Below are 19,593 nucleotides of genomic sequence, written 5' to 3'. Positions count from 1 at the left end.
ACTGGCAGAGAAATGATATCAACCAACCCGATCAGCAGGTGCAACGAGTAGCTTAAATTACGCCAGATCCTGTCCAACGATCGGGGAGTAGCTCAATCACCGACTTGGCCGGACCCTTCACGGTGCCATGCTTAGCGCTGGATGATCAGTGCCGAATTTCCAGTGCCGGTCTGCGATATCATTGCAGTGTTGTAATCCCCGATTTGATAGCTCGAAGCGCGATTGGAAACACCGCTCTGCACGATGGTCGACGAATTCCAGTTGCCAACTTGTTTCATGCTGGCGGCGTTGATCCCTGTCTGCAGCAGCATGGCGCTATTATTGTCTCCCATGCTGTCGACGTTCGCCACAGCTCCGTTCGTCGGGGCTGCTACGAGCGGGTAATCAGATAAGTCTACGGTGGCGGGGTTCACGCCTGTCTGCGACGTGGTGGACTGGGCGACAAGCGTAGTAATGTCAGGGGTATTTGAGACCGACGGAAGGTTGACGGAAACTGCACCCACGGACACCTGCGCGAGATAGGCTTCTTGTGCTGTGGCAAGGCTCGGAACCGTGAGCGCCGATATGACGGCGGCGATAACGTACTGCTTTATCATGACTACCTCGTAGACTTTTCGTTTTTCCGCTGGGCGCAGTCGACGGCGCCGACGCGTCCAACTTCAGGCCGCGATAACTCTAGGTAATCGTGAGATCTTAGCTGTGATGTGGCAGGCTTGAGACCATTTGGTGTCGTCGGAAAAGGTGCAATTATCTCAAAGTTGTCCGCTCACCCGGGTGCGCGAGCTGCTGCATCCGTCAAAGGCCGAATCGATTCAGCGATTCCGCCCCGCACACCCTAGGGTTGTATAAGACTCTCCGACGACCTCTTGGCGGGTTTTTTAACGGCAAAAGTTGTTTCTTTTTCGAGAACAAACAGCAGGCAGAGCGGGAAATGATGAAAAAATCGTCAATTATGCCCAAAATGCGGCAAAAATTTTGCGGAACAGCGTCAGTTTGCTACATACGTGGGAGCAACTCTTGAGCAGTGGGTTGAGCTGTAGCCTGCCAGTATAATGCGGGCCGAAATTTTTACTTTGAACCGATAGGGGAATTCTCCATGAAAACGATCGCACTTTCCGCGGCAGCGCTTCTGTTTGCTGGCGCAGCTTCTGCACAAGATGCTTACATCAACCAGCTCGGCGACCAGCTTAACGCGGTCAACTATTCCGAGTATTCGACTGGCAATGACGCTCAGCAGGTTATCGTCCAGCAGGGTGTGGGCTTCTCCGCCGGCCAGCTCTCACGCGGTCCCGGGAACTCGGCGACGACATACCAGATCGACAGCACCTCCAATACTGTCAATTCGCTTACAGACACGACCTCTGGCAACACTGTCGGCAGCGGCGCAACCGCGAACTCGTTCATCTGGCAGAAAAATGATGGCTTCACAAACGGCAACAATACTGCTGTTGCCGTTCAGCTGAACCAGCAGGGCCCAGGCTCGCAAAATTCCTCGTTCCTTTCGCAGATCATCCAGGAAGGAAACGATAACACGGCCGTAAACTGGAGCCAGGATCAGGCTGGCACGATGGCAGGCCAAAATCTGCTCGGGACAACGACCCTGACAGCGACCGTTGCACCGAGCCCGACCCCGCTGCCGGTTCCGGTTGTAAATGCGGGCTACCCGTTCGGCGGTACCATTACTACACCGTAAGGTCGCTATTAGCTGGCTGATTTAAGCCCTTTTTGAGCCGGGGCCCGCTGTCCCGGCTCCTTCTGACCAAGCCGAATTACTGGAATGTTTCATGATGCCGAACATCGTGCGTCTGCTGCCGTTTGCGCTTTTCCTCGCGACATCGACCGCGAGCGCGCAGGAAGCTTACATTTCGCAGGTTGGAGACAAGAACGTCGCCGCAGGAGTGTCATTCGGCAGCGGTAACCGACAGTATGCGGTTCAGGTTGGCGATGAAAACGCCGGTGCACTTATCACCGACGGCCAGACGAACACTTCTGCACTTATACAGGACGGCTTGAGAAATATCGGCGTTGCTGTGGTTGCCGGGAAGAGCAACACATCGAATATAATTCAGCTTGGCGCGGACAATGAGGCCATTTTCAGCGTATCTGGCAATCGCAATTCTGTGTCTGCGTTGCAAATGGGCTACGACCATAAAGCTGCGGTCGAGCTTAATGGAAATGACACCGACGTGATGATCGAACAATACGGAAGGGGAAGGGAAGTAGATCTTACAATCTCTGATCAGATGATCACGTCGCAGAACCCTGCCGATGCCACCTCAGGTTACTCATCTGGCCGTTTCAAAGTCGGCGTTGTTCAAGGCGCCCTTGATGCTCCAGTCGTCGCATCAATAACGCGCACAACGAATGGCACCCTTGTTATTCAACCCTAACTTGCTAACCAGCTTAGTTGCGAGAACGTCCATGGCGAAGCTCTTTTATGCAGTGAGCGCCAGGCAACTGTGGTTGCGATAATACAACATTTCCTCCAACGTTTGTCTTAGCTCAACAACACCTTGCGGTGAGCCACTGAAAATGTTGGTACGCGTAAGCGGGAGAAGGGAGAAATTTCTATGGCTAAGACAACGAACTTGACCATCCTGGCGTCGGTGTTCGCCATGGCGGCAGGAGCCGCTTCTGCGACTAATCTTGAATTCCAGTTCAACAATCCGAATTTCGGTGGCAATCCAAACAACGGAGCGTTCCTGTTCGGTTTGGCTGACGTGCAGCGAACGGCCACGATAGATCCAGATAGACTGGAGAGCGGTGCCGGTATCGGCGGTGGTGGAGGACAGCCTACTCCCGGTGTAACCGGCGGAGGAAGCGTAGGCGGTCCAACTATTGTGATCCCAATCAACACTGGAGCTCCAACGGACCCAACAGTGGATGTGTCCGACTGACGCACGCTTCTTAAAGTCTCCTTAGTGTAAGTGCCGGCTTGGCGATCCGAACTCAGATAATAGGCGTCCGAGAAATGAAGTTTCCGAAGCTACATTTACTTTCGTTTTTGGCCATCTTGGCCCTCTCGGCTTGTGAATATACAGTGCCGATGAGCGACGAGCTGCTTCTGGAACAAGCTCAAGAGATGTCTGCAACACAAACGGGGCTGAAACTTGAGCGGCTTCCTCCTCCAGCTCGCGCGCTGGACGTCGCGGTCTATGCATTCCCCGATCTGACCGGGCAAAATGAACCCACTGATGATTACGCTGAGCTGTCGCGTGCTGTTACACAAGGCGGTGCTGATATCCTCACGGACGTTCTGACAGCGGCAGGCAAAGGCGAGTGGTTCAATGTGATCGAGCGTGCGCGAGTCGATAACCTTCTTCGCGAGCGCAGCATCATCGAACAGACACAGGCTGCCTTCACTGGAGGCGTGTCCATCCCACCGCTGCGGTTTGCAGGCACGTTGATAGAGGGGTCAATCGTTGGCTACGACACCAATACAGTCACAGGTGGTGTTGGCGCACGTTTTCTCGGCATTGGTAATTTCAACCAGTATCGCAAGGATATTGTCACCGTCGCATTGCGTGCCGTCAGTGTTTCAACCGGGCGCGTACTGACCTCGGTGACAACTACGAAGACCGTTTATTCCGTACAAGTGCAAGGGGATGCATTTCGTTATGTGGCGGTCGACGAAATCCTTGAATACGAAACTGGCTTCACCCGTAATGAGCCTGAAATCTTTGTTGTGCGTGAAGCAATGGAGTTAGCAGTTCTCGCGATGATCGTTGAAGGTGCTGAGGACGGTCAATGGGCGTTTGCGACCGAGGCGGCAGGCAATGCAGTGATTGAAGACTATAGGATGCGCTACAAGCTGGCGCGACTTGGATATTCTGCGGAACAGATCCGGGGATTTTTGAGAAAAGAACGCGAATCCTCAGAGAGAACAACGGTAGTTGTAACCGACAACTGAAGCTACCTTCGTGCTAACACTAACCTGGCGTACTTTTTCATAGGAGAAATTCATGAAGGCGACCACATTAGCAAATATTTTTGCTGCCTTGGTTTTCTCAGCTGGCACGGTGAGCGCGCAGCAAAGCACAGCTCGCGCCCTTCAGATTGCAGCTGAGCAGGAAGCTTGCGGCGTTGCTGCAGCGATTGAAAGCGCCGTCTTCATTGATACTGACACCGTTGAGGTGACTTGCGTCAGGCCCGCCGGTGCTGACTTAGGCGGTGGACTTGGACCGACGACGACCGCAACCGCTGCGGTGACCTTTTTGGCATTGATTGCCGCGATGGGGGACAGCGAGGGCGGTAGCTCCAGCACTACATCGTCGACCAGCGGATCTAATTAAATTTCAAGAAGAATTGGCGTTTGCGGCTCGGCGCGATCATAATGAGGTTGTCACGCCAATCCCGACAACACTTCGGGGTTAAAAATGTGTGCAGAAACAGTTTACCTTCCCCCGCGGTTAGAGCCGGTGACCTGCCACTGAACTTTCGTCCATTCGAAGGTGGAAATTTCCATTCCGTGGTCCGACACCGAACCTTCTACCGCCCTCGGCGAGAGTTTTCCGCCTCCGATCAGGGTGACAGGCTGGAAATGCCCCCCAATTTCGTCAGCGTGATCGGGATCTTGTTGCCGATCGCGCTGTGTGGCCATTCCTCGTTGTAGTATCTACGCCAAGCCTCCAACTTTTCGGGGGCATCCGCAAGCGTCAGGAACCAGTGGCTGTTCAGGCATTCCGCCCGGAAGCGGCCGTTGAAGGCTTCGATGAACGCGTTGTCTGTCGGCTTCCCTGGCCATGAAAAGTCGACGGTAACGCCGCGTTGGTAGGCCCAGAGATCCATGTCCCGGGAGACGAACTCACTCCCCTGATCGACCGGGATTGTCTTGGGATAGCCGGTTCTGCGGCACACCCGATCCAGCGTCGCTACAACATCCTCACCGCGATAACTGAACCGCGCGTCGAGCACTGGAACGTATCGGGAGAATATGTCCACGACAGTCAGCACGCGGGGCTTCTTGCCCGTCGCCAGTTGGTCATGAACGAAATCCATCGTCCAGACATCGTTGGGTCCGACGGCTTCAGCACGATCATCGCGCAGCTTTGCCTTCACCCGCCGCTTCGGCGTCTTGTTCCTGAGCTGCATGCCCAACTCCCTGTAAATGCGACAGACCTTCTTGATGTTGATGCCCCAGCCCTCGCGTGCGAGGAGCACATGAACCCGGCGATAGCCGTAGCGGACCCGGGTCTCGCAGATCTCCTTGATCCGCTTCTCCACTGCAGCCTGATCGGCGCGTCGGGACTTGTAGTGAAACGTCGTACGGTCGAATCCGATGGTGCCACACGCCGTCCGGATCGAGACCGCCCAATCGCTGCACATGCCGCGAACCAGCTCGCGCATCCGGCCAGGCTTCAGATCTTTCGCCGGATGACGTCCTGCAACATCTCCCGGTCGATCGTCAGATCGGCCGCGATCTTCTCCAACCGGCCGTTCTCGTCCTGGAGCTGCTTCAGCCGTTTCATCTCCGTAGGCGGCAAGCCGGCATACTTCTTCTTTCAGTTGAAGTAGGTCGCCTGGCTGATCCCCGCCTTACGGCAGATCTGGCCGACCGGCGTGCCTTCCTCGCCCTGCTTCAAGATGAACGCCTTCTGCGCGTCCGTAGACTTCGATGCCTTCATGCGACTCCGCTCCTCTGTCAGCCAGGAAAGCGTAGCGGAAAACTCCAGCTTCAAACGGTCCAGAATCAGGGGATCAGATCATTCGCGATGGCCCGGAGACCGGGGATCAGATCAGTCAAAAGCACCATCCCGGGATCATGCGGCGAAAGTGAAATCAACGCTTGAGCAGCGCCCCTCGCCCGCCTGACGATCGGAACGATCGGCAGGCCAGACATGTCGCGGCTTGTCCGCGTCCTTCGGATCAGAATTCCACAACGTCCATGATGCCTGCGAGCGACTTGATCGCGCCCTTGATCTCAGGCGTGACGGGAAACTCTTCCTCCAACCCGATCTCGACCTCGCCGGGCAAATCGCGATGTGACAGGCACAGGTGCACGGGGCCGCGGCCCGCTTTCGGCATCTGCTGGGCCGCACGGCTGAGAACGGATGCGATCTGCGGAATCGCGGCTTCCTCTTCGAGGTAGATCCGAAGGCCCGACGCACCGGCATCGGCGACCGCCACGTCCACCGGCGCGACTGACCGGCCCAGAAGCTTGAGCTGATCGCTCTCAAGCGTCGCCTCCACCGTCACCACGACCTTCGCGCCGGTCTCCAGGTGCTCGCGGCTTTTCTCCAGCGTCTCCGAAAAGAGCGTGACCTCGTAAGCCCCGGTCGGGTCGGAGAGCTGGCAGAAGGCAAAGCGGTTGCCCTTCGCCGATTTGCGCTCCTGTCGCCCGGCGACGGTTCCAGCGAGCTTGGCAAGAAACGGGCCGCCCTCGGCTTTCCGCATAACCTCGTCGAGCGTCATCACGCCCTTGCGCTTCAGCGCTGCGAGATAATCGTCGAGCGGGTGCCCTGAGAGATAGAAGCCGATCGCCTTGAACTCCTCGGCGAGCCGCTCTGCCGGCAGCCAGTCGTTCACCGGCGCAAGGCGCGGCTCGGGCAGATCCTCGCCCGCATCGCCGAAAAGCGAGACCTGGTTCGAGGTCTTCTGCTCCTGCACCGCCGCCGAATAGGCGACCAGCGCATCGAGGCTGTCGAAGACCCGCCGCCGGTTCGGATCGAGCTGATCGAACGCGCCCGCACGCGCCATCATCTCGAGCGGGCGCTTGCCCACGCGCTTGAGATCGACGCGCCGCGCAAGATCGTAGAGCGTCGCAAAAGGCTGCGCTCCGCGCCCTTCGACCACGAGCCGCATCGCTTCGACGCCGACATTCTTGAGTGCGCCGAGGGCGTAGACCAGCTCTCCGTTCTGAACATCGAACATGGCCTGGCTGCGGTTCACGCAAGGCGGCACCCAGGGCAGTTCGAGCCCCTTCTTCACCTCTTCAAAGTAGATCGCGAGCTTGTCGGTGAGATGGATATCGCAGTTCATGACGCCGGCCATGAACTCCACCGGATGGTTCGTCTTGAGCCATGCGGTCTGATAGCTGACCACCGCGTAGGCCGCGGCGTGGGACTTATTGAAGCCGTAATTGGCGAACTTGTCGAGGAGGTTCCAGACCTCGAGTGCCTTGTCGTCATCGACGCCGTTTTTCTTGGCGCCTTCGATGAATTTCGGGCGCTCGGCGTCCATCGCCTCTTGGATCTTCTTGCCCATCGCGCGGCGCAACAGGTCCGCACCGCCGAGCGAATAGCCCGCCATCTCCTGCGCGATCTGCATCACCTGTTCCTGGTAGACGATGATGCCTTGCGTCTCGTCGAGGATGTGGTCGATCGAGGGGTGGATGCCCGCCCGCTCGCGCAGCCCGTTCTTGACCTCGCAATAGACGGGGATGTTTTCCATCGGACCGGGGCGGTAGAGAGCCACCAGCGCGACGATGTCCTCGATGCAGGTCGGCTTCATGCGCTTCAGCGCATCCATCATGCCCGAGCTTTCCACCTGGAACACCGCGACCGTCTTGGCCCGCGAGTAAAGATCATAGGTCTTTTCGTCGTCGAGCGGGATCTGACCGATATCGTTCTCGGCCCCGTCGAAGGGCTCATAGAGCGTGGCGCCATCGGCTCCGACGTGCAGATCGCGGCCGGACTTGTGGATGAGATCCACGGCGTTCTGGATCACGGTCAGCGTTTTCAGCCCGAGGAAGTCGAACTTCACAAGGCCCGCCTGTTCGACCCATTTCATGTTGAACTGCGTCGCCGGCATGTCCGAGCGCGGATCCTGGTAGAGCGGCACCAGCTCGTCGAGCGGCCTATCCCCGATCACGACGCCTGCGGCGTGGGTCGAGGCGTTCCGCAAAAGACCCTCGACCTGCTGGCCATAGGTCAGGAGCCGGTCCACGACCTCTTCGTTCCGGGCTTCCTCCCGCAAGCGCGGCTCGTCCGCGAGCGCCTTCTCGATGGAGACGGGCTTCACCCCCTCGACAGGGATCATCTTCGACAACCGGTCCACCTGCCCATAAGGCATCTGGAGCACCCGGCCCACGTCGCGCACGGCGGCCTTCGAAAGAAGCGCGCCGAAGGTGATGATCTGGGCGACCTTGTCGCGGCCATATTTCTCCTGGACGTAGTGGATGACCTCCTCGCGGCGATCCATGCAGAAGTCGATGTCGAAGTCGGGCATGGAGACACGTTCGGGGTTTAGGAACCGCTCGAAGAGGAGTTTGTAGCGCAATGGATCGAGGTCGGTGATCGTCAATGCGTAGGCAACCAGGCTGCCCGCCCCCGAACCGCGCCCCGGCCCCACCGGGATGTCATGCTCCTTGCCCCACTTGATGAAGTCCGCAACGATCAGGAAATAGCCGGGAAAGCCCATCCCCTCGATGATGCCCAGCTCGAAATCGAGCCGGGCCTGGTAGTCCTCTACGCTGGCGGCATGGGGGATGACGGCGAGGCGGGCCTGCAAGCCTTCATTGGCCTGACGGCGCAGCTCCTCGACCTCGTCATCGGCGAATCGCGGCAGGATCGGGTCGCGCTTGTAGGTCATGAAGGCGCAGCGGCGCGCGATCTCGACCGTGTTTTCCACCGCCTCGGGCAGATCGGCGAAAAGCGTGACCATCTCTTCGGGCGACTTGAAATAATGCTGCGGCGTCAGGCGGCGGCGCGGCTCCTGCTGGTCGACATAGGCGCCATCGGCGATGCAGATCAGTGCATCATGCGCCTCGTACATGTCCGATTTCGGGAAATAGACATCGTTCGTGGCGACGAGCGGAAGGCCCATCTCATAGGCCATTTCGACGAAGCCGCGCTCGGTCAGGCGCTCGGCCTCGGGTTGGCCGTCCTCTCCGGGATGGCGTTGAAGCTCGACATAGAGGCGGTCCCCGAACATCGCATGGAGCCGCACCATCAGCGCCTCGGCCGCGCCCCGGCTGCCCTGCCGAAGCAGCATTCCGACCGGTCCATCCGGCCCACCCGACAGGCAGATCACGCCCTCCGAATGGCGTTCGAGCTCATCGAGCGTCACATGCGCAAGCTCACCGTCGCCGCGCAGGTAGAGGCAGGAATTGAGCTTCATCAGGTTCTCGTACCCTGCCTCGGACTGCGCGAGCAGAACGACCGGTGCAGGATCGCGGGGACGCTCTCCGGGCTGGGGATCGGAGAAACGCAGATCGACCTGGCAGCCGACGATGGGCTGCACGCCCGCCCCCGCCGCTGTGACCGAAAACTCAAGCGCCGCGAAAAGGTTGTTGGTGTCGGTCACGGCGACCGCCGGCATCCCCATCTTCTCGCAGAGGCCGGGCAGCTTCTTGAGCCGTACCGCCCCTTCGAGCAGGGAATATTCGGTGTGAACGCGCAGGTGGATGAATCGGGGATCTGCCATGGCGCCACAGTATTTGGGTGCGCCGCGTGCGAAAAGTCATAAATCTGCCGATCCGCACGCACCCGCGCTCGCCCGCTCAATCCATGCGGATCGTCACGTTCGCATCGCCCCGAACCTGTCCGGGATAGATCAGGTGTACACGGTTGCTCTGCCCGCCTTCCCGGGTCGAGACGTAGGGCATCCACCATTCGCTGACATTGGCCGCGTTCCGCAGCCGCGAGGTATGCACGATCCCGTCCACCTCGGTCGCCCAAGCGTCGAAAGGCAGCTCGCCGCCCGTCTCCACCATCCACGTATCGGCATGAGTGTTCTGCGCATGCGCGACGATCAGCGGATTGCGCGAGGCTTTTTCGATGTTGTGGAACGTGTTGTCGGCGAAATAGACCCGTTTCATCCGGCTGAAATCGAGCGGGGCGAAGCTCGTGTCAGGCCGCTCGACCCGGTCTATCGTGCCCGAGGACGCGCGGAAGGTGTTGCCCGTCACGGTCATGCCGTTGATGAAATGCCCGGTCCCATAGGGCTTCACGACGATATATGAGAAGCTCGTGGCGACCTTCGAGCACAAGAGCACGTTGTCGGTGATCGAGAGGCCCGCAAAGCCGAAGCCCCCGGTGAAATCGGGCTCAGGCTCGCGCTCGTTGGTCCATTCGATGAAGCAATTGTCGATGTAGTTGTTCGAGATCTGCGTATTGCAGGCCCGAAGTGCGATCACGATGCCCGCGCTGCGAATCCCGTTCTCCGCCGCGTCTCCCTGGAAGAAGTGATTGCCGGAAATAATGTTTTGCGCGCCGGAGGCCACGAGGAAGTGCCGGAATTGCGACGCGCGGTTGTCACGCACCTTTACATCATTGGCGTTCACGTTGATCGCGACGGATTGCCGGTTCTGCGTAAGCTCGCCGCCTTCGTGGCTGAGGAACTGGCAATGTTCGACCAGCATGCCCTGGCAGCCCTCACCGGGGCTGGTGATGCCGCGGTTTTTCGGTCGATTGAACGTGCATTCACGGATGACCATGATCGTGCCGGTCGGTGCAAGCATCACGCCCGAGGCCTCGATCCCGCACTGAAATTCGATATCTTCGAGCTGGAAGACGTCGAGCCGGTCGAAGCCGGAGAAGTCGAGCATGTAGGCAAAGCGCCGGAAGGTGAAAGTCTGCGTTCCCGTCGCATCCGAGAGCGGCTGCGAAAGAACAACGTCGCCGGCGCCGGGATTGACGCTGCGGACGTAGATTTCGCGTCCGACGCCCGCCCCTTCCACGAGCGCGCCGACGGGAATTTCCCCGGCATTCGAGATACCGGTGAGACGGGTTGCGTTGGACGGCGAATAGCTTGCTTGCCGCGTGACGACGACTTCGCCCCAGTTTCCTCCGGGGGCCGCTTGAAGCTGCCCGTTCCTGAGAACCCGCCGCTGTGCGTAGCTCGCGCGGTTCGCGACCGCTGCGCGCACGTCGAGCGGCCCGGTCAGGGTCACGCGCCGCCCGGCCATGTCGAGGCTTTCGTGGTCGGCGTCGTTCATCAGCGCCTGCAAAGCCTTGCGGAGCGCCTCCTCCTCGTCGCCGAACGCATCGATATAGGCGGGCAGGCTGAAATTTTTCGTCAGCGACAGACGGCGATGGGTGGGCATCCTGACGCGCCCTTCGAAAACGATCTCGCTGTCGATGCTCACGTCCTGCGCCAGAAGATACTCACCCACCGAGACGAACAGCGTCCGCCCGCCTGCGGCTTGATCCGCCGCTTCGAAGGCCGCGCTGTCATCGGTGACGCCATCGCCCCGCGCGCCCCAGTCTCGCACATCGACATAGCCCAGCATGTCGCGCAGGAAGACCGAGGTGACATCCTCGATGACCAGATCGTCGATGCGGACGACCGATCCGGTCGCGCCGGTCAGGTCGAGCCCGAAATGGCCGAAAGTCGGCTCCGCGCCCCAGACGAGATCAACGCCCGAGCGATTGCCCGAGCCAATGATCGCGCTCACCTCGACGATCTCGCCGTAGCCCGGTATTTGCGTGGCGGGGCCCGCAGTCGGAATCCCGCCGACCGTCTGATTGTTCGCGCGACCCGCCCAGGCCGCAATCCGTACGGATGGCAGACTGCCGGACAGCACCTTTACCCGTGCGGTCACGCGCAGGTAGACGCCCGGCTCGATCCGCGTGTCGCCCATGTAGCGCAGGCGCTGTGTCGCTTCGGTCTTCAGAAGTTCGAGGCAGCCACCGAAATCCTGGTCGGCCGAGACGAAAGCTGCGGTAGGAATATTGGCGTAGGTGTCGGAGCCGGGCGTGCCATTCTGGCTCGACCAGACGCCGAGCCCGTCCCCAAATGGCGGCGGCATGATCTCCCAGCCGTCGGTGATCGCCTTGTTCATCGCTACCCCTTTCCTGACCGAAACGCCCGCGGCGTTTACCTTGCAAGGGTCAGGGGTAGCTGTGCCGCATTAACGGGGGCTTGGGCAGCCGAGCGTTGCGCGGATCAGGCGGCGAAGCCTTGCTGCGGCAGGATCTGGACGCCGTCGATGAGCCAGCCATCCTCGGTCTCGAGCATTCTGTAGTCGAGCATGTGGACCCGGCCTGCGCCGTCGGTGACGATCACCCGCTGGGTCAGACGGCCATCCACCTCGCGCAGATCGCCGAAATCGACGTCAGACGGCTGCCAGACCATCGGGTAGCCCTGCTCGACCATGCGGCCGAACATCTCCGGCGTGCGGAAAATGCCTTGGATCATCGGGCTTGCGAAGTCGAAAGCGCCTTCCACGTCGCCCGCGTCGAACGCCTGCATCTGGCCCGAGATCGTCTCTTCGATGCCGGGTACTGGGGCCACCACTTCCTGCGCCCAGGCCGGAAGGGCAAGCCAGAGCGCGGCGACAGGGCCAAGGATACGCGCATGTCTCATGAGGTCCTCCTCTTGCTGACGCAAGGGAAGATAGCGCGACCCCGGCATCAGCCAAAGTCACGCATGTGTCACGACAAGAGTTTCGGGAAGGCGCGCAAAGCCTGCGCCCGGAAACCGGGCATCCGCCCTGCCAGACCAACCTCAGCCGAGCTCGCCGCGCAGGCCCCGCTCGATGAGCTGTACGCTCTCCTCGATACCATAAAGCGCGATGAACCCGCCGAAACGCGGGCCCTGGCTTGCGCCCAGAAGCACCTCGTAGAGAGCTTTGAACCAGTCCCGGAGCGGGTCGAACTCGTGCTCTTTCCCGACTGCGAACACCAGGCTCTGCAGCGTCTCGTCGTCGGTCGGCCCGTCATGCGCCTGAAGCCGCGCGGCAAGATCGCGCATCGCGGCTTCCTCTTTTTCGTCGGGCGCCCGATAGACCTTCTGCGGCTTCACGAAGTCCTCGTAGTAGCGGATCGCGAAGCCGGCCGCCTGATCGAGGTCGGGATTGGCCTCGGGCGAGGCATCCGGCGCATAGCGCATGATGAAGCCCCAAAGCGTTTCCTTGTCCTCGGCGCCCGAGACCGAGGCGAGGTTGAGAAGCATCGCGAAGGGCACGACCATCGTGGAGGCCGGCACATCGCCGCCGTGAATATGCCAAACGGGGTTCGCGGCCTGCTGCTCGGGGCTTTGCCCCGGATAGGCGCGGAGCTGCTGGTGGTATTCGTCCACGGCCTTGGGAATCACGTCCCAGCTCAGCCGCTTGGCGGTCTTGGGCTTGAGGAACATGTAATAGGCAAGGCTCTCGGTCGAGGCATAGGTCAGCCATTCATCGATCGACAGGCCATTGCCTTTCGACTTGGAGATCTTCTCACCCGACGCGTCGAGGAAAAGCTCATAGGTGAAATGCTCGGGCTTCGCGCCGCCGAGGATTTCGCAGATCCGGTCGTAGATCGGCGTATTTGTGGAATGGTCCTTGCCATACATCTCGAAATCGACGCCCAGCGCGGCCCAGCGCGCGCCGAAATCGGGCTTCCACTGGAACTTCACGTTGCCCCCGGTGACCGGCAGCGTCCATTCGCGACCGCCTTCGTCGTCGAAGGTGATCTCGCCTTTCGCTGCGTCGACGTTCTTGATCGGCACATAGAGGACGCGGCCCGTTTCGGGATGAATGGGCAGGAAAATCGAATAGGTCTGCTGGCGCTCTTCGCGGAGCGATTTCAGCATGACTTCCATGATATCGTCATAGCGCTCGCAGGCGCGCAGAAGCACCTCGTCGAAAGCGCCCGAGCGATAGTATTCGGTCGCCGAATAGAACTCGTATTCGAAGCCGAACGTATCAAGGAAGCGCCGCAGCATGGCGTTGTTGTGATGCCCGAAGCTTTCGAACTTGCCGAACGGATCCGGCACCGATGTCAGCGGCTTTTGCAGATGCTCTTTCAGCGCCTCGGGATTCGGGACGTTGTCAGGCACCTTGCGCATACCGTCGAGATCGTCCGAAAAGCAGATGAGACGGGTCGGCACATCGGAGATCGCCTCGAAGGCGCGGCGGATCATCGTGGTGCGCGCGACCTCGCCGAAGGTGCCGATATGCGGCAGGCCAGAGGGGCCGTAACCCGTCTCGAAAAGGATGTGGTCCTTCTTCACCTTCCCCGCCTCGTAGCGTTTGAGAAGGCGGCGCGCCTCTTCGAACGGCCAGGCCTTCGAATTCATCGCGGCGTCGCGGAAGTCCGACATCTTGCTCTTTCCTTTTGTGGCGGGGCGCCGCCCGTTGCACGGGCGCCCGGTGCTCAAGCGTGCGCTACCTATTGCGGTGTCGGGACCGGGTCAATATTTCTACCGCGAGTTACCGTTACCCCCAAGGATGCCACCAGATGCCCGAAAGCGTAGAACACTCGATGTCCCCGCAGGATGCGCTCGTCGCATTGATGGTCGCGGTTTCGGCCTCGGACGAGAATATCCGCACGTCCGAGCTGGTGAAGATCCAGTCCATCGTCGGCACCCTGCCGGTCTTCATTGGCTACGACACCGACCGGATCAAGCATCTCTCGCAGATGGTCTTCGACCTCTTCGATCAGGATGACGGGCTCGACGCGCTGTTCGGCCTGATGCGCGAAGCGCTGCCCGAGCGCCTGCACGAGACCGCCTACGCGCTCTCCTGCGATGTCGCCGCCGCAGACGGAACGCTCACCGACACCGAGCTGCGGCTTCTCGAGGAGTTGCGCTACGAACTCGAGCTCGACCGCCTGCACGCCGCCGCGATCGAGCGCGGAGCCCGAGCACGGCACATGCGGGCGTGAAATCGTCACCAATACAATGAAGAAATTGCCGTAGCGGGCCCCTGCCGGTAATTCATGACGTCGAAGGAGAGACGTCATGGACCGTCCCGCACCGCTCGTCACGCCCGTTCTCATCGCGGGCTGTATCATCATTCTCGTGTCGTTCGCGATCCGCGCGAGCTTCGGCGTCTTCCAGATCCCCATCGCAGAGGAATTCGGCTGGCTGCGCGCGGAGTTCTCACTCGCCATCGCGATTCAGAACCTCGCCTGGGGGATCGGGCAGCCGATCTTCGGCGCGCTCGCCGAGAAGATGGGCGACCGCCTCGCGATCATCATCGGCGCGCTGATGTATGCGGCGGGGCTCGTGCTGTCGTCCTTCGCGACGACACCCGAGGCGCATCAGATGCTGGAGGTGCTCGTGGGCTTCGGCGTCGCGGGCACGGGCTTCGGTGTCATCCTCGCGGTGGTCGGGCGATCTTCCTCCGCCAAGAACCGCTCGATGTCGCTGGCGATCGCGACCGCGGCCGGCAGCGCGGGTCAGGTCTTCGGTGCGCCGCTTGCCGAATGGATGCTGGGCTTCATGGCCTGGCAGGACATCTTCCTCGTCTTCGCCGCGGCGATCCTCTGCGTGCTTCTCTGCCTTCCGATGATCCGCGCGCCCGAGGCGTCCAAGGCCGAGCTCGAGGAAACATTGGGCCATATCCTCGGCCGGGCCTTCCGCGATCCGTCCTTTTCGCTGATCTTCATCGGCTTTTTCTCCTGCGGCTATCAGTTGGCTTTCGTCACGGCGCATTTCCCTGCCCTCGTGACCGAGATGTGCGGGCCGATCCTGCAGGGCGGCGTTCTGCATTCCATCGGCATCACTACGACCTCGGCGCTTGGCGCGGTGGCGATCTCGCTCATCGGGCTGTTCAATATCGCGGGCACGCTGATCGCAGGCTGGCTCGGCAATTACTTCCCGAAGAAATACCTCCTCGCGGCGATCTATACCGGGCGAACCATCGCGGCGGCGCTCTTCATCGCTCTGCCGATCACGCCGCTTTCGGTTTTGGTCTTCAGCGCTGTCATGGGCGCGCTCTGGCTTGCCACCGTGCCTCTGACCTCCGGGCTCGTCGCGCATATCTGGGGGCTGCGCTACATGGGCACGCTCTATGGCATCGTTTTCTTCTCGCACCAGCTTGGCAGCTTCGTGGGCGTCTGGCTGGGCGGGCGGATGTACGACCTCACCGGCGATTACACGATGGTCTGGTGGGTTGGCGTCGGGGTCGGCGCGCTCTCGGCGCTTGTGCATCTCGGCGTGAAGGAAAACCGCGACGCGCCGCCTATGCGTCCTGTTGCGACGACCTGACGCGGACTTCGTCCATCAGCCGTGCGAGCGCGAGCCCAAGCTCCTCGGGATGGGTGAAGGGCAGACCGTGATCGGCCCCGGCAACGACCTCCTGCCGGGCCTCGCGGTTCGCCTGGGCGAGTTGCCCCATGCCCGACAACGGGATGACCGGATCGACATTGCCCCAGACCGCCAGAACGGGAAGCCCCGTCTCGGCGAGCGCGCGATGCAGGCGCGGCACGGGCTTCGACAGGCTGTGCCTGAGGCTCGACAGCACCGCGCCGACAAAGCCCCGCCGGTCCAGCGCATCGCGCTGCGCCTCCCGCACGAGCTCCGGCGCCTGCCCCCTATCGATCACGGCACGGTGCCGGCCTGGCCAGAGCATGTGAAACATGCCAGTCGCCGATCCAGGGCCAGTCGATGACAAACCGCTGGAAACGACTGAACGGCATCCCGAGCCCGGCAGGCGCCACCAGCGCGACCTGTCGATAGCGGCCCGGCTCCTCGACCGCCGCGGCGGTCGCGATCACTCCGCCCATGGAATAGCCGATGAGCGTCAGATCCTCGGTCAGATCGTAGTGATCCAGCACGTCCTGGAGCTGCCGCACGTAGAAGCCCGGCGTATGCCGGGCGCGCGGCGCGTCGGACAGGCCGCGCCCGTAGAGATCGTAGACCAAGACGCGAAATCCGGTCTCCTCGAGTTGCCGCGCAAGTCCTTCCCACGCGGTCGACGGCGTGGTCAGGCCGTGGATGCAGACAGCCACCGGCCCGCGCGTTCGCCCGAGCCAGCGGCAATGGGTGACACCCTGGCTGAGGGGCAGCAGCTCGCCCGGCGCGGTGTCTCGAAGGGTACGCACATCCTGCCGCATCCGCTCCCGCATGACCGGCAGGGCCGCGACCACCGCCAAAGCAAGCGCGAGCGCCCAGATCATCCGGCCCAGGCCTGGTGGATGTAGCGGGCGCACATGAGGTCGAGATGCGCGCCGCCGCCGTTCTTCAGAATGGTGATATCGTCGTCGCCCCGCGTGAAGGCCTCGGGCGAGTAGTAATCCGCGATCACGTCCTCGCGGCGGATCGCGCCCGAGGCCAGCGGGATCTTCAACTCTCCGATATGATCGAGCGTCGTCTCGAAACTGTCGACGAAGATCCGCGCTTTTTGCAGCGCCGTGTCGTCAACCTCCCGCATATCGGGCCGGAATGCACCGATGAGGTCGAGATGCTGGCCGGGGCGCAGCCACTCGCCGCGGATCACCGGCTCCTTCGCCATCGTCGCCGTCAGGATGATGTCGGCCTCGCCGACCGCCGCTTCGAGGTCGGCGGCCACGTTCAGCCCCGGAATATCTTCGGCCATACGCGCCGCGCCCTCGGGCGAGCGGTTCCAGACCGTGAATTCGGCGTTCGGGAAGGCAGCGCCATAGGCCTCGACCATGGAGCGTGCGACCGTGCCCGCGCCGACCAGGAGGATCTTCCGGCTATCCGGCCGGGCAAGTCTGCGCGCTCCATAAAGGCTGTCTCCCGCGGTCTTCCACTTCGTAACGAGGTGAAAATCCACGACCGCTTCCAGCTGACCCGTCGCGTCGGAGAAAAGGTTCACCGCACCATTGATCGCGGGCAGCCCACTCGCGCCGTTGCCGGGAAAGATCGTCGCGGCCTTCACGGCAAGCCCCAACCCGTCGATCCAGGCCGAGCGGTTGAGCAGCGTGTCGTCACCCCGGTAGAGGAACTTGTCCGCGATCTCGGCTTTGGGCAGCCGGTGCCCGGCCTCGAAGGCATCGCAGAGGCCGAGCCAGTCGAGCCTCGCTTCGCCGTCCTCAAAAGGGATTACGGCCGGTGTCGTCACGGAAGATCGTCCTTCTCAAGAAGCCCTTGTTCGACGAGCGCGCGCCCGAACCCGTCGGGGCCGCTAAAGTGGTGCGTGCGCCAGCCGCGCGCCCGTGCTGCCTCGATGTTATCCGCACGATCGTCAGTGAAAAAGAGCCTGTCCGGGGGCACCCTGCAATCGGCCTCGAGCGCGGCGTATATCTCGGCATCGGGCTTTGCCATCGCCATATGCCCCGAGATGTAGGCGCGGTCGAATTCTTCGAGAAACGGCCAGATCACCCGGGCGATCTCGAACGGGCCGATGCCGAAATTCGACAACGCGAAGACTGGCACGCCCTTGTCGCGCAAGCGGCGCAGGAGTGCGACCGATTCCGGGATCTCGGGGCCCGCGATCTTGCCCCAATCGTCGTGCCAGAGCCGCACCTCTTCACGCCATTCGGGGTAACCCTCGGCGGCACCGTAGATCGTCTCGCGGAAATCGCCGCCACGATCGACGCGGTCGTTGATCTCGTGCAGATCGACCTCCGCGAAGAGCCGCTTGCGCCGCGCCTCGCCGATCCTAGCGTCGAAATAGCGCTCGGGCTGCCATTCGATCAGCACGTTGCCGATATCGAAGACGACGGCGTCCGGCGCGCTCATCGGGCGACCCTTTGCGCCGCGCGCAGCTCGCGTTCGAGCGCGTCGAGAAAGCGCGCGCGGTCCGCCTTCGAGAACGCGCGGCCACCGCCCTGCCGGAACGGATCGGCGGCACGCAGATCGCTCATCAGATCGCGCGTCGCGAGGCGCTGGCCGATATTGGCCTCGGTGAAGGCCTCGCCGTTATGCGCCAAGACCCGCGCGCCGTTCTCTATCGCACGTGCGGCAAGCGGGATATCGCCGGTGACGACCACATCGCCCGGCCCCGCGCGATCCGCGATCCACATGTCGGCGATATCCGGGCCGTCGGGCACGATCACCACCTCGACCAGCGGGTTGCGCGACATACGCAAGCCGCCATTCGAGACGAGCTTCATCTCGAGCCCATGCCGGGTCGCGACGCGCTCGGCCTCTTCCTTGACCGGGCAGGCATCTGCATCGACGTAGAGTACGCTCACGCGTAAAGAGCCTCGGCGTGGAAGGCGACATGCTCCTCCATGAAGGTCGAGATGAAGAAGTAGCTGTGATCGTAGCCCTTCTGCATCCGGAACGCCCCGTCCTGCCGCCGGGCCGTCATCGCGTGGGCGAGCGCTTCGGGCTTCAGAAGATGGAGGAACTGGTCGTCTGTCCCCTGGTCGATCAGCACCGGCCCGTCGAAGCCCCGCTCTTCCATGAGGCGCGTGGAATCGTGCAGTGCCCAGGTGGAGGTATCGTCGCCGAGATAGGCGGTGAATTGCTTCCGCCCCCAATCGCTCTCAGTCGGGTTCGCGATGGGTGCGAAGGCCGAGACGGAGCGGAAGCGGTCCGGAAGATGCATTGCGATCGTCAGCGCACCGTGCCCGCCCATCGAGTGCCCGCTGATCGCTTGCCGCTCCCTGTCGAGCGCGAAGTTCCGCTCCAGAAGCGTCGGCAATTCCTCGGTGATGTAGTCCCACATCTTGAAATGCTTCGCCCAAGGGTCTTGCGTCGCGTTGACGTAGAACCCCGCGCCCTGCCCGAGATCGAAGGCCTCGTCATTGGCGACATCGTCACCGCGCGGGGAGGTATCGGGAAAGCACAGAGCGACGCCGTGATCGGCGGCCCAGGCCTGCGCGCCTGCCTTGGTCATGGCGTTCTCGTGGGTGCAGGTCAGCCCCGAGAGAAACCACAGAAGCGGCACCGGCGCGGTGCGCGCTTCCTCGGGCAGAAACAGCGCGAAGGTCATGTCGCAACCGCAGGCCTCGGAGGCGTGGCTGTAGACGCCCTGCGTTCCGCCGAAGGACCGGTTCTCGGATTTCGTTTCCATGCGCGTCTCCTGACGTT

At 61.6% G+C, this 19,593-nt stretch carries 18 protein-coding genes and 1 pseudogene; 7 read left to right on the top strand and 12 right to left on the bottom strand.

The features are described 5' to 3' along the window. Positions 1–131 precede the first annotated feature (131 nt). Positions 132–596, bottom strand: a complete 465-nt coding sequence (locus BM171_RS11800; protein ID WP_093012331.1) for a hypothetical protein — start codon at positions 594–596, stop codon at positions 132–134. A 500-nt stretch (positions 597–1,096) separates the two neighbouring features. Here BM171_RS11800 and BM171_RS11795 point away from each other — a divergent pair, with 500 nt between their 5' ends. The 5 genes from BM171_RS11795 to BM171_RS18710 all read left to right on the top strand — a co-directional run bounded on the left by BM171_RS11795 (position 1,097) and on the right by BM171_RS18710 (position 4,292). After that, positions 1,097–1,693, top strand: a complete 597-nt coding sequence (locus BM171_RS11795) for a hypothetical protein (protein WP_093012328.1) — start codon at positions 1,097–1,099, stop codon at positions 1,691–1,693. Positions 1,694–1,784: 91 nt separating this feature from the next. Then, positions 1,785–2,390 carry a hypothetical protein gene (locus BM171_RS11790; protein ID WP_093012325.1) on the top strand — a complete coding sequence of 202 codons (606 nt, stop codon included), beginning with the start codon at positions 1,785–1,787 and terminating at the stop codon, positions 2,388–2,390. A gap of 180 nt (positions 2,391–2,570) precedes the next feature. Further along, on the top strand, positions 2,571–2,897 hold the full coding sequence (locus tag BM171_RS11785) for a curli assembly protein CsgF (RefSeq protein WP_093012322.1): 327 nt from the start codon (positions 2,571–2,573) through the stop codon (positions 2,895–2,897). A 149-nt stretch (positions 2,898–3,046) separates the two neighbouring features. Next, entirely contained in the window at positions 3,047–3,910 is an 864-nt protein-coding gene (locus tag BM171_RS11780; protein WP_093012385.1) for a CsgG/HfaB family protein, read from the top strand. Between the two features lie 52 nt (positions 3,911–3,962). After that, a complete protein-coding gene (locus tag BM171_RS18710) occupies positions 3,963–4,292 on the top strand; it encodes a hypothetical protein (RefSeq protein WP_139218697.1) in 330 nt (109 codons plus the stop codon). Between the two features lie 229 nt (positions 4,293–4,521). Here BM171_RS18710 and BM171_RS11775 read toward each other — a convergent pair. The 5 genes and pseudogenes from BM171_RS11775 to BM171_RS11755 all read right to left on the bottom strand — a co-directional run bounded on the left by BM171_RS11775 (position 4,522) and on the right by BM171_RS11755 (position 13,965). Next, a pseudogene (locus BM171_RS11775) lies at positions 4,522–5,624 on the bottom strand (IS3 family transposase). 241 nt (positions 5,625–5,865) lie between these two features. Beyond that, positions 5,866–9,363, bottom strand: a complete 3,498-nt coding sequence (gene dnaE / locus BM171_RS11770) for a DNA polymerase III subunit alpha (protein WP_093012319.1) — start codon at positions 9,361–9,363, stop codon at positions 5,866–5,868. A 76-nt stretch (positions 9,364–9,439) separates the two neighbouring features. Beyond that, the gene (locus BM171_RS11765; protein WP_093012316.1) at positions 9,440–11,722 is read right to left on the bottom strand and encodes a right-handed parallel beta-helix repeat-containing protein; all 2,283 of its coding nucleotides are present in this window, start codon (positions 11,720–11,722) and stop codon (positions 9,440–9,442) included. Between the two features lie 104 nt (positions 11,723–11,826). After that, positions 11,827–12,246, bottom strand: a complete 420-nt coding sequence (locus BM171_RS11760; protein ID WP_093012313.1) for a DUF4864 domain-containing protein — start codon at positions 12,244–12,246, stop codon at positions 11,827–11,829. A gap of 141 nt (positions 12,247–12,387) precedes the next feature. Continuing rightward, positions 12,388–13,965 carry a lysine--tRNA ligase gene (locus BM171_RS11755; RefSeq protein ID WP_093012310.1) on the bottom strand — a complete coding sequence of 526 codons (1,578 nt, stop codon included), beginning with the start codon at positions 13,963–13,965 and terminating at the stop codon, positions 12,388–12,390. Positions 13,966–14,102: 137 nt separating this feature from the next. On the opposite strand from BM171_RS11755, the gene BM171_RS11750 reads away from it, so the two are divergent. Further along, positions 14,103–14,528: a tellurite resistance TerB family protein gene (locus BM171_RS11750; protein WP_093012307.1), complete on the top strand. Its 426-nt coding sequence runs from the start codon at positions 14,103–14,105 to the stop codon at positions 14,526–14,528. A 76-nt stretch (positions 14,529–14,604) separates the two neighbouring features. Continuing rightward, on the top strand, positions 14,605–15,855 hold the full coding sequence (locus BM171_RS11745; protein WP_093012303.1) for an MFS transporter: 1,251 nt from the start codon (positions 14,605–14,607) through the stop codon (positions 15,853–15,855). On the opposite strand, the gene BM171_RS19230 is transcribed toward BM171_RS11745, so the two are convergent. The 6 genes from BM171_RS19230 to fghA are packed head-to-tail and all read right to left on the bottom strand — an operon-like array spanning position 15,830 to position 19,576. After that, the gene (locus tag BM171_RS19230) at positions 15,830–16,192 is read right to left on the bottom strand and encodes an alpha/beta fold hydrolase (protein ID WP_245760245.1); all 363 of its coding nucleotides are present in this window, start codon (positions 16,190–16,192) and stop codon (positions 15,830–15,832) included. The genes BM171_RS11745 and BM171_RS19230 overlap by 26 nt on opposite strands. Continuing rightward, on the bottom strand, positions 16,182–16,766 hold the full coding sequence (locus tag BM171_RS19225; RefSeq protein ID WP_245760244.1) for an alpha/beta fold hydrolase: 585 nt from the start codon (positions 16,764–16,766) through the stop codon (positions 16,182–16,184). The genes BM171_RS19230 and BM171_RS19225 overlap by 11 nt, the downstream gene beginning before the upstream one ends. Then, the gene (locus BM171_RS11735; protein ID WP_093012300.1) at positions 16,763–17,674 is read right to left on the bottom strand and encodes an ornithine cyclodeaminase family protein; all 912 of its coding nucleotides are present in this window, start codon (positions 17,672–17,674) and stop codon (positions 16,763–16,765) included. The genes BM171_RS19225 and BM171_RS11735 overlap by 4 nt, the downstream gene beginning before the upstream one ends. Then, positions 17,671–18,294 carry an HAD family hydrolase gene (locus BM171_RS11730; protein ID WP_093012297.1) on the bottom strand — a complete coding sequence of 208 codons (624 nt, stop codon included), beginning with the start codon at positions 18,292–18,294 and terminating at the stop codon, positions 17,671–17,673. The genes BM171_RS11735 and BM171_RS11730 overlap by 4 nt, the downstream gene beginning before the upstream one ends. Next, entirely contained in the window at positions 18,291–18,749 is a 459-nt protein-coding gene (locus tag BM171_RS11725) for a YaiI/YqxD family protein (RefSeq protein ID WP_093012294.1), read from the bottom strand. Before BM171_RS11725 ends, BM171_RS11730 begins: the two co-directional genes overlap by 4 nt. After that, the gene (gene fghA / locus BM171_RS11720) at positions 18,746–19,576 is read right to left on the bottom strand and encodes an S-formylglutathione hydrolase (RefSeq protein WP_093012291.1); all 831 of its coding nucleotides are present in this window, start codon (positions 19,574–19,576) and stop codon (positions 18,746–18,748) included. Before fghA ends, BM171_RS11725 begins: the two co-directional genes overlap by 4 nt. Positions 19,577–19,593: the final 17 nt, after the last annotated feature.

It is taken from the genome of Roseivivax halotolerans, assembly GCF_900115815.1.
Lineage (GTDB): Bacteria > Pseudomonadota > Alphaproteobacteria > Rhodobacterales > Rhodobacteraceae > Roseivivax > Roseivivax halotolerans.
The sequence above is the reverse complement of the archived record's forward strand: the minus strand, read 5'-3'. Positions and strand labels throughout refer to the sequence as shown.